At 25.2% G+C, this 13,921-nt stretch carries 17 protein-coding genes; 6 read left to right on the top strand and 11 right to left on the bottom strand.

Translation table 11 applies throughout. From position 1 onward, the window contains the following. Positions 1–44 precede the first annotated feature (44 nt). Both QZ288_RS02340 and fliS read right to left on the bottom strand, forming a co-directional pair. The gene (locus tag QZ288_RS02340; protein ID WP_295154544.1) at positions 45–791 is read right to left on the bottom strand and encodes a protein kinase; all 747 of its coding nucleotides are present in this window, start codon (positions 789–791) and stop codon (positions 45–47) included. A gap of 6 nt (positions 792–797) precedes the next feature. Further along, complete coding sequence (fliS, locus tag QZ288_RS02345) at positions 798–1,256, bottom strand: flagellar export chaperone FliS (protein WP_295154546.1); 459 nt, start codon at positions 1,254–1,256, stop codon at positions 798–800. A 162-nt stretch (positions 1,257–1,418) separates the two neighbouring features. Between fliS and QZ288_RS02350 the strand changes: the two genes are divergently transcribed. Further along, entirely contained in the window at positions 1,419–2,240 is an 822-nt protein-coding gene (locus QZ288_RS02350; RefSeq protein ID WP_295154548.1) for an aldo/keto reductase, read from the top strand. A gap of 65 nt (positions 2,241–2,305) precedes the next feature. After that, positions 2,306–2,653: a cytochrome C biogenesis protein gene (locus QZ288_RS02355; RefSeq protein WP_295154550.1), complete on the top strand. Its 348-nt coding sequence runs from the start codon at positions 2,306–2,308 to the stop codon at positions 2,651–2,653. Positions 2,654–2,703: 50 nt separating this feature from the next. Here the strand turns inward: QZ288_RS02355 and QZ288_RS02360 are convergent, their stop codons facing one another. From QZ288_RS02360 to QZ288_RS02400, 9 genes are all read right to left on the bottom strand, one after another. After that, entirely contained in the window at positions 2,704–3,903 is a 1,200-nt protein-coding gene (locus QZ288_RS02360; protein ID WP_295154552.1) for a MalY/PatB family protein, read from the bottom strand. A gap of 30 nt (positions 3,904–3,933) precedes the next feature. Next, positions 3,934–4,722, bottom strand: a complete 789-nt coding sequence (locus QZ288_RS02365; protein WP_295154555.1) for a hypothetical protein — start codon at positions 4,720–4,722, stop codon at positions 3,934–3,936. 62 nt (positions 4,723–4,784) lie between these two features. Next, entirely contained in the window at positions 4,785–5,138 is a 354-nt protein-coding gene (gene fliE, locus QZ288_RS02370; protein WP_295154557.1) for a flagellar hook-basal body complex protein FliE, read from the bottom strand. A gap of 23 nt (positions 5,139–5,161) precedes the next feature. Then, entirely contained in the window at positions 5,162–5,623 is a 462-nt protein-coding gene (gene flgC / locus QZ288_RS02375) for a flagellar basal body rod protein FlgC (RefSeq protein WP_012670385.1), read from the bottom strand. A 35-nt stretch (positions 5,624–5,658) separates the two neighbouring features. Further along, complete coding sequence (gene flgB / locus QZ288_RS02380; protein WP_295154566.1) at positions 5,659–6,087, bottom strand: flagellar basal body rod protein FlgB; 429 nt, start codon at positions 6,085–6,087, stop codon at positions 5,659–5,661. Between the two features lie 97 nt (positions 6,088–6,184). Then, positions 6,185–6,844 carry a hypothetical protein gene (locus QZ288_RS02385; protein ID WP_295154568.1) on the bottom strand — a complete coding sequence of 220 codons (660 nt, stop codon included), beginning with the start codon at positions 6,842–6,844 and terminating at the stop codon, positions 6,185–6,187. 3 nt (positions 6,845–6,847) lie between these two features. Continuing rightward, complete coding sequence (locus tag QZ288_RS02390; protein WP_295154570.1) at positions 6,848–8,272, bottom strand: AAA family ATPase; 1,425 nt, start codon at positions 8,270–8,272, stop codon at positions 6,848–6,850. 90 nt (positions 8,273–8,362) lie between these two features. Beyond that, on the bottom strand, positions 8,363–9,454 hold the full coding sequence (locus QZ288_RS02395) for a tetratricopeptide repeat protein (RefSeq protein ID WP_295154572.1): 1,092 nt from the start codon (positions 9,452–9,454) through the stop codon (positions 8,363–8,365). An 11-nt stretch (positions 9,455–9,465) separates the two neighbouring features. After that, the gene (locus QZ288_RS02400) at positions 9,466–10,125 is read right to left on the bottom strand and encodes an HAD-IB family hydrolase (protein ID WP_295154574.1); all 660 of its coding nucleotides are present in this window, start codon (positions 10,123–10,125) and stop codon (positions 9,466–9,468) included. A 195-nt stretch (positions 10,126–10,320) separates the two neighbouring features. Between QZ288_RS02400 and def the strand changes: the two genes are divergently transcribed. The 4 genes from def to QZ288_RS02420 all read left to right on the top strand — a co-directional run bounded on the left by def (position 10,321) and on the right by QZ288_RS02420 (position 13,800). Further along, complete coding sequence (def, locus tag QZ288_RS02405; protein ID WP_295154576.1) at positions 10,321–10,884, top strand: peptide deformylase; 564 nt, start codon at positions 10,321–10,323, stop codon at positions 10,882–10,884. A gap of 2 nt (positions 10,885–10,886) precedes the next feature. Next, positions 10,887–11,537 carry an HAD family hydrolase gene (locus tag QZ288_RS02410; protein WP_295154577.1) on the top strand — a complete coding sequence of 217 codons (651 nt, stop codon included), beginning with the start codon at positions 10,887–10,889 and terminating at the stop codon, positions 11,535–11,537. A gap of 104 nt (positions 11,538–11,641) precedes the next feature. Then, positions 11,642–12,886, top strand: a complete 1,245-nt coding sequence (locus tag QZ288_RS02415; protein WP_295154579.1) for a M23 family metallopeptidase — start codon at positions 11,642–11,644, stop codon at positions 12,884–12,886. A gap of 86 nt (positions 12,887–12,972) precedes the next feature. Then, positions 12,973–13,800 carry a GGDEF domain-containing protein gene (locus QZ288_RS02420; protein WP_295154581.1) on the top strand — a complete coding sequence of 276 codons (828 nt, stop codon included), beginning with the start codon at positions 12,973–12,975 and terminating at the stop codon, positions 13,798–13,800. The last annotated feature ends 121 nt before the right edge of the window (positions 13,801–13,921 follow it).

Below are 13,921 nucleotides of genomic sequence, written 5' to 3' on the forward strand. Positions count from 1 at the left end.
AAATATATAAAAAAGGATACCTAAATTAATAGATATCCTATTTTTTAATATTTTACATTATTAGTTTGATTATAATTTATCAAAGTATATGAGTGCAGTCTTCCATCACTTCCTTTATATACATTCATATTAAGAGGATCAATTTCCCATATTCTGTCTACAACAAAATTATAATAATAATTTCCTATTTCAGCCCTTAAAGTTATAACCCATAAATTATTTGAATAAGTCATAGGGTATCTCAAACTGTCAAATCCTAATTTATCAGAAGTAAACATAACTTCTCTAGCTGTAGTATTGCTGTAGAAAAATGTTACTGTACCGTCTGAATTATAAATAGGATTTTTTTCATAAAAGCCTATATCATTAGTCAAAGTAAAATAGCTTACAGATTGATTATTATTATCATATTCTACATTGGAATTTACAGGATCATTAATCCAAACACCATTAACTCTGTATCTGTATGAATATTTTCCTGTTTTTAAAGGATACTGCCATAAATAATAATGAACACCATAAGAACTTTTTATAAGAGGTATGCTGTCCTCCCAATTATTAAAATCCCCAGACACCTCTACCGAATCATAATTTTCAGCAAAAGTAAATAATACTCCGTCATCTACAATTCTTGGAGGCATAACATCTTGTATATTATAGTATTTTAAAATTTGCAGGCTGTTCATTCTAGCTTCATACTGCTCCATTGTTTCAATATCTTTTTCACCGCATGACAAAAGAACTGTACTAAAAATTATAAATAATACTGTTAATTTATATATTTTCTTCATTGCTGCTTAACCTGTTATATTTAATTTACTGTCGCCGCTTGATAGGGAATTATCCTGACTAGATGAAGCTTTATTTTCTGTATTTCCCTTAGCAATCTGCTCTTCAACGCCTTCCCAAGCTGTTTTAAGCTCTTTAAGATACCTTATAACCTCTAATATAGGAGGCTTAGTTTTTGATATATTACCCTCAGTAAGCTTTTGATTCATATATGTATATATAGATGCCAATCTATGTGCTATATCTCCTGCTTCATAATTAAGAGAAGATAAAAGCTCATATATAATTTCCTGTGCCTTTACTATATTATTGTGAGCTTCCTCTGTACCGTGTTTCTTATCAATGGCAGCACAAGCAGTTTCCAAAAACTTAATAGCTCCGTCATAAAGCATTACTATAAGTTTGTTCTGAGAAGCTGTACTTACATCTACTTTTTTATATTTTTCGTAGCCGTTATTACTTGACAATTTAATCCCCCATTGAAATTATTATGTTAATTAATAAATATTATCGGAAAATCATAAAAACAATAAAACATTTTTTAATTTATATAAATTAAAAAATATTGATGAAATTATATATATTATATCATATAATAAAATTAATTCTATGATATAAAGGAATAAATTATGATTAATGTAAAATTTAATAATGGTATAGAAATGCCTATACTAGGGCTTGGAGTATATGAAATAACAGATAAGAAAGAATTAGAAAATGCAGTTAAATGGGCAATAGAAGCAGGATATAGAAAATTTGATACGGCTCAGTTTTATAATAATGAAAAGGAATTAGGGGAAGCTATAAAAAAAACAGGCATAAAAAGAGAAGAAGTATTTATAACTACAAAAATATGGAATACAAATCAAGGATATAATTCAGCAAGAAGATCATTTGAAGAGAGTTTAAAGAAACTTAATACAGATTATGTAGATTTAGTTCTCATTCATTGGCCGGGCAGTAAAAAAGAAAGATATTTAGATACTTACAGAGCATTAGAAAATATATGTCAAAGCCAGAAAGCTAAATCTATAGGACTAAGCAATTTTGAAATAAATCATTTAAAAGATATATTTGCTCACTGCAGTATTGCTCCTGTGATGAATCAAATAGAAAGACATCCGAATTTACAAAGAAATGAATTAATAGAATTTTGTAAAAATCATAATATAATAGCAGAAGCATGGTCTCCTTTAGCAAGAGGAAAGCTTTTAAATGATAAAATAATAATTGATACGGCAAAAAAATATAATAAAACGCCTGCACAGATAATATTAAGATGGAATATAGAAAATAATATATCTGTAATACCTAAATCTGTAAATAAGTCTAGGATAGAAGAAAATATAAATATATTTGATTTTAAATTGGATAAAAATGATATTGAAAAAATAAATTCATTAGAAAACGGATATAGAGTAGGACCTAACCCTATGACTTTTGATTTTTAATAATTTAATTTTTATAAAGCATAAAAAATATTATATAATTTAAAAAGCATATTATAGGATATAAAATGAATATAAAAAAAGTAAAAATAGAAATATATATACCTGAAGAATATACGCAAAAACTTAGAGAGGCTTTGAATGATATAGGTGCATTGGGATTTGGTAATTATGATAATGTTATGTCTGCAGCAAAAATCACAGGGTATTGGCGTCCTTTAGAAAATGCTAATCCTTTTGACGGAAAAATTAATGAGATATCAAAAGCTCCTGAAGATAAGATAGAGTTTTCAACAGATGTAAAAAATATAGAAAATATTATAAAAGTGATGAAAAAAGTTCACCCTTATGAAGAGCCTGTTATAAATATTATACCGCTTTTAAATAATAATTTTGATATTAATACTAACTATTAAGTATAATTATTATTATAATAAATAATATAAAGTTTATTATAAAAAACAATTTAATTATAATTTTTATTTTTTAATTGTGAGGATATTCTATTCACAAACTCCTCTATATATTTAAAATCGCTAGCAATATTAACTCTTATAAACCCTTTATAATTATCCGAAAACCATTCTCCGAAATCTACAGCTATTTTACAATCATCTTGTATAAACTCTTTAACTCTATTAGGATTAACAATTTTTCTTAAATCCATAAAAGTTAAATATGTTCCTTCTAAAGGGCTTATTATTATATCAGGAATTTTTAACTTTAATTCATCTAGTATATACTCATAATTTCGCTTCAATGTTTTTAATAATCCGTCAAGCCAATTAGAACCGTATTTATATGCTGCCTCTGCGGCAATCATACCAAGAATACTTAATTCTGTTCTATTGATAGTTTTAACATATTTATTATATATTTTTCTCATATTATCATCTGGTATAATTATATGAGAATTCAAAAGACATGCTAAATTAAATGTTTTTGATGCTGAAGTTAATACTATTAATCTATCAATATATTTATCTTTATTTTTTATAGAAAGTGCTGAAATAAAAGGGCGAATCCCTAAATTGATATCCTGATGAATCTCATCGGAAATTATATATACATTATGTCTTTTACATATATCAAATGTTTTATCTATCTCTTCATCAGTCCATACTCTTCCTATAGGATTATGAGGATTGCAAAATATCATTAATTTTACGTTATTTTTTACTATATCATTTTCAAGCTTCTCAAAATCTATACTAAATATTCCATTATCATTTTTTAATTCAGATTTAATTAAGTTCCTTTCATTATCTTTAACAGCATTATGAAAAGGATAATAAACAGGAGTAAGTATAATAACACTATCTCCCTTATTCGTAAAAGCATTAACAAGCCAATATAAAGAAGTAACAACTCCCGTAGAAAAAGATATCCATTCTTTTTTTAAATCAATATTATATCTGCTCTTCTGCCAATTAAAAAATGCTTCAAAATAGCTGTCCCATAAAAAAGTATATCCAAAAACACCATGAGATACTCTTTTATTTAAAGCCTCTATTACTTCATCAGGTGCTCTGAATTCCATATCGGCAACCCACATAGGTAAAAGTCCATCAACTTTAAATCTTTTATCCTTAGAAGTTTCTAATTTCTGCGAATTGGTTCCTTCCCTATTTACTAAATATTTATTATTAAACTCTTCTATAGTCATAAAAAATCCTTAATCAGTAAATAAAATATACTATAATGAAAATATATCTTTGATAATATAAACAAAATCATTCTTTGGAAATCTATTAATATTTATTATATTTTCTACTGCATCTGCAAAGTATAATTTATTTTCGCTGGGTAAATATGATAAAGTAAATATCTGAGCGTTACTATTTAATAATTTTTCTTTTGTATATCCGTATTCGGACATTTCTATTATTCTATTTGGAATGCTGTCGCCGTAAAAAATAAAAACAGCATAATTATATAATTTTGCTTTTAATATTTTATCATTATCATCTTTAACATCATAATATTTTCTAAAAAGTTTTTGATTGTCATCAGCATATAAATCAAATATTTCATTAATCTCATTTTTAATATTATTAAGCACAGCCTCGCCATCTTTATCAATATCAGCTAAAATAAAATAGTATGCATATATTATGACAGATTTTTTATTTTTTATAATATCAGCATTAATAAAAACTCTTGATGAATTAACAGAGTACATACTATATCCGAAATACCTAAGTCTGTCTATTATATTTTCTTTACTTACTGTTTTATTTATATTATGCTCTAATATAGAATTATTTTTTATGAATAATAATTTTCTTTTATTGATATTTGAAGCATCAATATATAAAAATACCAAAGTTATAATTTCAAGTATTATTAGAATAATAGTTATATATATTTGATTCTTATTATAAATTGAGAAAAAAATTAAGTCGGCAAACATTACGGCTATTAAACCGTAAATGCCTGCCCTTAATAATTCTTTTTTGAAAGAGAACAGTTTATTATTGTTCATTATTGTTAATTTCTTTTATATATTGCTAATTTTTTTATATACTGCTAATTTATTTTTTATACTTATCTGTAAGTTGTAACTTCCTGATAAGCTCTTACAGCTCTGTCAATTACAGCCTTTGTAAAACTAAGAGATAATTCAGCTTCAGCAATAGAGTTCATTACATCAGAAATATCAACCTGATCAGGTCTTATTCCAGCCTGCACTATTATATTATCTCTATCAACTTGTTTTTGATTTACCGCATCAATAGCATCGCTAAGCATTGTACCGAAATTACTTATCAAATCATTACTAGAGCTTCTTCTAAGCTTTTGAGCAGGTCCGTAATGTCTAGGATCTGTAGTTTTAAGCACAAACCCATAATTATCTCCAACATTTCCTGTTTTTGCATTCATTACACTATTAATATTCATAAAAATATCCTTAAAATATTAAATTAATATCTTATTATATTCAAAGCACTTCCAAACATAGTTTTAGCAGACTGAATCATAGTAGAATTTGCCTCATAAGCTCTTGAAGCTTCCATCATATCAACCATCTCTGTAACAGGGTTAACATTAGGCATTTCTACATATCCTGCTTTTTCTCCATATTTAATAGCATCAGGGTGCGAAGGATCATAAACGAATCTAGTTGCAGTTTCCATATCCTTTTCTATACTGAATACTCTTACTCCTGTACCTACATTAGGCTGAAGGGCATCTGGTAAAAAAGGACTTCTATATTTATTGCCGTCATCTCTAGGCTTAAATATAACTCTGCTTCTTCTAAAAGCTCCGCCCTCTGTAGTTCTTGTTGTATTTACATTTGCTATATTATCAGCTATAACATCCAATCTAGTTCTTTGGGCAGTTAAACCGCTTCCTGATGTATTAATAATTGAAAATATTCCCATTTCTGTTACTCCTTTAAGAATTTAAATAATACAAATTAAGCATTGCCTATCATTCTTCTGATTTCTCTGTACTGTGCATTAACTATTTGACTAAACATTTGATATCTTAAAGTATTTTTAGCCTCTTCAGCCATTTCTTTATCTATATCAACATTATTTTTATCATTTCTATAGCTTGTATCATAATCTACTGTAATAGTAGGTGCAGTCTGCTTATAATCCATAGGAGTATGAAAAGGAAAATGTCTTGAATCTGTTCTTTTAGCTTCCATACCATTATAATTTTCGCTGTCTAAAGCTCTTGCAAGCTGATATTCAAAAGTTACATCGCTTCTTTTGAAATTAGGTGTAGATACATTTGCCATATTATCAGCTATAACCTCAGCTCTAAGCCCATAAACATTTAAAAGCTTTTTAGCTACAGTCATAGTTTTAGCATAGGTTGTATCAGCAAACATACTCATAGTTATAACCTCTAAATTATAAAATTATACTTATAGCTATTGTCGGTTTAATAAAAAACTGCTTTAATATTTTTTTTGGAGATTAGAAATTATAAAATTATATAGGTATATTATATTTTTGTTCTAAATACTCTAAAAAATACGGAAAATCAGAATAAGGGTAATCTTTTATACTTTCATAATTATCTAATGGTGAATTATAATCTGTGAATCGCTTATATTTATTTATAGCTTCTTTATGCCTGTCAAAAACACTAGAGTTTTTTTCTTTTATCAAAGATTTGATATCGTCTTTTATATCATGCAAATTAGAAATAGTTTCTCCATCTTTAAGATAAAATTTCATCCAATCTTCAAATCCTCTATAAGAAAATATAAAATGATAATCAATCTCAAAATTAAAGATATTTAAAATATCAAGTACGCTGTTTTTTAATTTATTGAAAGCATCAAAAGGTGCTTTATCACAGTCTGTTATTATAACTAATATATAATTAGAATTTTGCTCTCCAAAGGATAATAAAGTGTCTAATCCCATTTTTATAGTTTCATATATTTCTTTTATTGCTTTATCAGCCTTATCTTCATTTCTATGACGTTTATCTAATTGATTTAATTCACTATAATTATCAAAGTAATCTATACTTTTTTTATGATTTTCCAATATAGCAGATAAATATTTCTTCTCATAAATACCAGTAGAGAAGCATATAAGAGTAGTTTTTTTATCATTTATATTTGGAATAGTAAAACTCATAACTTATAACTCATTATCATTATTAGAGTACATCTTAATAGGTAAATCATAGGCTCTAGGAAAATATTTTGCCCCTAATTTATTATTCTTATAATTTTCAATTAAATTTTCTTTTGTCAATCCTTCTATATCAGAAGCAGAATAAATATATGTTTTATTTTTTTCTTTTACAACAAACTTAACTTGTTCTAAAAGTAAATATTTAAAATCCATTAGCATTATATCATGTGTTGTCATAAATAATTGTGAAGTCTGTTCTATCTCTTTATACATATTTTTTCTAAATAAAAAAAATACTGTTTTTATCAAATCAGGCTGAACTCCGTAAAATTCATCATGTAAAGATAAAGAGCCATTTTTTAAAGATGTAACTATATTAAACATATGAAAAGCATATATTTTTGTTCCGTCAGATTCTATCTCATCAAAAAGAGCTTTTTTACCATTTCTGTATGAAATAACTTTCTTACGTTTTTTTACGGCATTATCATTCAATGCTTCTAAATTTTCCATTATAGAAATAATGTTATCAATATATTTTTCTTTCTTTAAAAAATCTTTATCTTTTTTTAATTTACTTTTATTTTCCTCATAGCTTTTTCTCACATCTTTTGTGAAACTTTCAATTTTTTCATATTGATCATCTAATTCAAAAGAAATATCATCTATACCTAAATCAGCTATTTTTATTAAATCTATATAAAAATCTAATAATTTATATTTATCCAAATTATTAGATATTTCATTAAAAAGGGTGTTAGTAAAATTAGGAGTTTCTAAATAATTAATACCTAAATTAGTAGATAATATAGAAGTCATAAGTTTTCTATATTTTATTATAGTTTCAAATTCTTTTTTTTCTTTTGTATAAATATCCATTAAAAATAATATAAATGTTTCATCAGACGGTATAACAATATTTTTATTATTAATTATGTAATTTTCATCTAAATCATTATTAGTTCTTTCAAAAACTAAATTACCATTTTCTTTAAGAATTTCTTTTGTAATTTGTATACTTTTTTTATATTCATCATTTATTTCTTTATTTTTTACATTTAACTTATAACTATACAATGAATATTCATTTTTATTTTTATTTAAAACATTAGAATAAAATTCTATTTCAAATTTAGACTCTTCATTTTCACCATAAATCATATTAGGTTTATATATATTATCTAAAAAACCATTATCAACATTAGACAAACATATATTTAATATAGCTTCAAATATATTAGTTTTACCTGAACCATTATGTCCGTAAAATAAGCATAATTTTGAAATATAATCATCATTTATTTTTAATACAAAAGGGTTAGCATTTATATTTGCTTCATCAGTAGGATTTTTCGGTTTTATTCTAAAGTCCAATTCTATTTTATCATAAATAGATTTATAATTTTCTACTGAAAATTTAACTAACATTTTTATATATTGACCTTTATTTTTTATTCAAATAATCGTAATTAGTATACATTTTTTTTAAACTTTGTAAATACTAATTCTTATGCATTTTTACTTAAAATACAAACTATTCATAATCTCTTTAGCAAATGATATTAAATAGCTGCTTACTGTCACGGTTGATGATATTGTAAGTATTATAGACTCTTCGCCCTTACCTACTATAGCTGCAGCATTGAAGAAATCTTTTTTATTTATTTTGGAAGTGAATATAAACTCTGCAAATAAATCATTATACTCTTCTCTTAGTTTTATAGATATAGGAGTTATTATTGAATATAATTCTCCTCTGCTGATTTTGAATCCGTCAAAAAGCTCTTTTACAGCATTTTCATCATATTTTTTATCGCTGTAGCTTATAATTATTGATATTCTCTTGTCAGGGCTTTCTATCTTTAATACGGAATTGTCTATATAAGCATTGAAATTATCAGGAACAAGCAAATGAAATCTGTCAGGGTTTGCTTCAATAGATATTAATTTGCCTATATCAAATTTGGCATTATCTCTTAAATATTTTATATTATTGATTCTGTTTATGATATTGGAATCATTTTTATTAATAGTTAATGCCCTATACAAAATATCTATAGCATCATCATATTTATATAATGCCCTATAAGCAACAGACATATTAATCATAGAAAGTATATCGCTGTTATCAACAGATACAGCATTCTTATATTTTTCTATAGCCTCTAAATGTCTGCCCTCCATAGAAAGTATAATGCCGTACTGCCCATAAACACTTGAATCAGCATTGCCGAAAGATATTAATTTTTCTATTACATTCTTTGCTTCTTCATATTCATAAATGCTTATAAGTGCTTCAATCTTATTTTCAAGCAAATCTTTATCATCTTTTATAAAATTGAGTGCCTTATCAATAAGCTCTATCACAGATTTGAAATCATTTTCTTCATAATATATATCAATTAATACTAAATATCCGTATTTATATTTATTATCTTTTTTTATCAATTCTAAAGCTAACTTTTTGGCATAAGAAATATTATTTATATCTATAAGATTATTAATTTTTTCTGCAATGATATCATTATTCTCTTTTATTATATCATTAATATCATCATCTATGTTTTTATTATTAATTGTATTATTATTGATATTTTCACTGCCTGACATACTATCTCCAATTAACTCCAATTAACTATAGTAAAACCATTATCCTTATTATTCAAAGCATAATTTTTTAATTTTTTGTCCGGATTAACGCATATTTTAGTATCGGCAAAATGAAAAAGAGGTAAATCACTTATAGAATCACTGTATGCTATATTTTTACTGCTATGCTTAGGAAAAAAATGTTCTGTAAATAATCTGTATCTCTTGCCTGCACCATAACAATTTTTACCATACATATATCCTGTATACTTTTCTCTGAAAGTCCATAATTCAGTACCCATACATCTGTCAAAGCCCAAATTCTCAGCTATATATTTGGTATAAATCTCAAAACTTGCTGTAATTAAAATTAATGTATATCCTTGATTTTTCAGTTTTTTTATCTCTTCTAAAGCATCTTTATAATAGAATTTAGGCACTATTTTATCAGCAAACTCTTTTCCTATTTTGTTTCCAAATTCTATATCTATATTTTTGAATATATGTGCTATTTTATATTTTATATCTTCATTATTTATTATTTTTAAAGAAAATAATAAAAAATAAGGAATTAAAGCTATATAATATATTATACTGCTTGGATTTTTCTTTAAATAGAAAATCATAAATGGAACTATAGAGTCTTTATTTATAATGGTTTTATCCAAGTCAAAATAAGCAACTTTCATCATAAAGTTTATTCTACTACAAAAAAATCATTTGTCAAAGGAATTTTATAATTTTAAATAGCAATTAATAAAAAAACTATATAAATCTAATATAAAAAATGTCTTGACTATAAATAAAAATTTAATATTATATAATAGATTTAATATTAATTAATAATAATTACAAATAATTTTTTATATATAATTTTAGGAGATAATATGCTAAGAGAATTAGTAATATACGGAGATGAAAGACTTAAGAAAGTATCAGAAAATATAGAAAAAATAGATGATGAAATACAAACTTTAATAGATGATATGTTTGAAACTATGTATAAAGAGAGGGGTGTAGGGCTTGCAGCCGTTCAGGTTGGAGTATTAAAAAGACTTATAGTTATATCAGTACCTGACTTTGATGATGAAAAAAAGCCTGATTTTAAATTAGCATTGATAAACCCTGAAATAATATGGAATGGAGAAGAAAAAGAAGTATTAGAGGAAGGATGTCTGTCATTTCCTGAAATAAGAGATGATGTTGCAAGATACACTCAGATAAAAGTAAAATATTTAGATAGGGAAGGAAATGAACAGATACTTGAAGCTGAAAATTATATAGCAAAGGTACTGCAGCATGAAATAGATCATACAAATGGAATATCTTTTATAGACAGGCTTGAATCATATCAAAAAAGAAGATTAAAAAGAGAATTAAAGGAACTTAGAAATAATACTGTCAGAGGCATAAAAAAAGTTAATAATAGAGAAATGTTAAAAAACAGCTGATTATGATAAGAAATATAATATTTGATTTAGACGGAACTTTGGCTGATTCCATAATTGATATACATAACTCTATAAATTCAGCATTGAAGCATTTTAATTTACAAAGCATATCTATTGAAGATACTCATAAATTTGTTGGAAATGGTGCTGAAATACTAGTTAAATATGCTGTTAATAAATACATTAATAATAAAAAAATAGAAAAAGAAGTATACAAATACTATATAAAATATTATGAAGAGCATTGTACTGACAGCACTAAACTCTATGACGGAGTTTATGATACATTAGACTTATTATACAGTAAAAATATTAATATGTTTATAATAAGCAATAAACCTAATAAAATGGCTGTAAAAACTGCAGAAAAACTTAATATACTAAAATATTTCAAATCTGTTATAGGCGATGGTGTTTATCCGTACAGAAAGCCCGATATTAATATTTGGTATAGTTTAAAAAAAGATTATAGTCTGCTTGAAAATGAAACTATTATGGTTGGAGACGGAATACCTGATTATGAATTTGCAAATAATTCCTCTATAAAATGCTTTTTAGTATTATATGGAATAACTGATAAAAATATTTTGTTAGAATTAAAAAATAATTATTATTTAAATTCATTTAAAGAAATTGCCGATTATGTAAATTAGGAAATAAATTAAAAAAATAAAATTACATACTTGACAATACTATAAAATATTTGTATATTAGAATTATTAGTAGTAAAAATAGTATTAATTTAACGAAATCAATTATGAAAAACAGTAGATTTAAGTACACAAAAATTAAGAGAAATAATACTGTATCTTCTTATATAGGAGATATAATATCAAATATAAAAAAAAAATTATATAAAAATTCCAGCGTACAAAAAATAAGAACTACTTATGTACATTCAACAAGATATTCTGTTAATAACGATAAAAAAAATAATATTTTTGTAAGAACAATTAAAAAGTTTTCATTAATTGTAGTATCATTATCATTATTAATGTTTTTAGCAAATTTTTTGATAATGAATATGCGTTATACTTCAAATGCAGCGATTGTACCTGAAGACAGAATCCCATCTAGCTTAGCATATAATAAAATACTAGATGAAATATCTCCTGTACAGGTGAGCTATAATACTTCCAATATATCTGAAGTACCCACTGTAACATCAGCAGTAACATTAGAAAATGCAACAGATATATTTTATAATGCTATAGCTTCTGATAATACTTTAGTCGGAGACGGTACTATAGGAATGAAGTATGATGATTATATAATAGAAGAAGGCGAGAATCTTACTACAATATCAAGAAAAATAGGTGCTAATTTAGATACTTTAGTGAGCGTTAATAAAATAACTAATGCCAACAGATTAAGACCAGGACAAAAGATTGTAATACCCAACCGCAACGGATTATTATATACAATAAAAAAAGATGAGTCTATAGAAGAAATTACTGAAAGATATGATGTTTCATTAGACAGAGTACTTTCTTTTAATAAAATAAGCGATCCTAATGATATTGAAGTTGGAGATGATATATTTTTACCGGGAGCTAAATATACTTTAGATGAAAGAATAGATAAATTCGGACAAATGTTCAGTATTCCTACTGCCATAACTAGAATAAGCAGCGTATTCGGATATAGAATACACCCTATTACAGGCGTAAGAACTAAACATATGGGCGTAGATATACCCGGAAGAATAAATACTCCTGTATATGCAGCTAGAAAAGGAAAGGTAGTATTTGCAGGATACAGCGGAGGATATGGCAATTTGGTTATAGTTCGTCATGATAAAGGCTATACAACATATTACGGACATCTTAATTCTATAACTACATCTGTTGGAGCGTCTGTAGGTGTGGGAGTAATGATTGGAAGAATGGGAAGCACTGGAAAATCTACAGGAAGTCATTTACATTTTGAGGTTAGAAGAAATGCAGTAGCTTTAAATCCTGCTGATTTCATACCTATAAAAAAATTCTTAAGAAAAAGATAATATAATTAAAAATAAAATATCCTTAATATATTTGATACTGAGATTATATTTGCAATATATTTTTATTTTTGTATAATATTTTAAATATGAATGATATTATTAAAATAATTAATATGTTAAACAAAATACCCGAACCTTTTTCTGTAGACGGTATAATAAAAACTTTTGAAGCCAATTCTAAAGATTTTATAAAAAGCTTTGCCGTTTATTTTTATAAATATGATACAAAAGAAGCAAGATTATGGTATGTATCTAAAAATAAATTAGTTATTAATAAAAAAGAAAATAATAAAGAATGTTCATTATATGCAAGAGGAAGTAAATTCGGATATATAATACTCAATACAAATAAAAATGAAGATGAAATATCAATATTGATAAATTATCTTTCAATACTATTATACAGCGAAAAACTTTCATTTCTTGCAAATAGAGATAAACTTACAGGCTTATATAACAGAGGATATATAATAAAATATTTAGAAGAAAAAGAAATATCAAATGAAATATACTCTATAGTTATAATAGATTTAGATAAATTCAAGCATTATAATGATACTTATGGTCATAATATAGGCGACTATGTATTGAAATTAGTATCAAAGGTTATGAAAGAAAAATTAAAAAAGCTAAAATATAAATCCGTATTGGCAAGATATGGAGGCGAAGAATTCATAATAGTATTTGATATCAGCAATAAAAATGATCTTTTTAATACTATGGAAATGATAAGAAACTCTATACTAGAAACCGATTTTTCTACAGAAGAATATTCATTAAAAGCTACAGCATCTTTAGGCGGAGCAGTAAAAGAAAAAAATATAGAATTAAAAACTTTTATTAATAATGCAGACCAAGCTCTGTATAATGCTAAAAAAACAGGAAGAAATAAGTCTGTAATATTAGATTTTTAATATAATAAATTAAGTCACTTTCATTTAGCTTTAAATGATATAAAGCTAAATAAAAGTGGGAGATTATTTATGAAAAATACTATATAATATAACCGTTAATAAAAAAGATAGTAAAAAATAT

The organism is uncultured Brachyspira sp., assembly GCF_910578695.1.
Classification (GTDB): domain Bacteria; phylum Spirochaetota; class Brachyspiria; order Brachyspirales; family Brachyspiraceae; genus Brachyspira.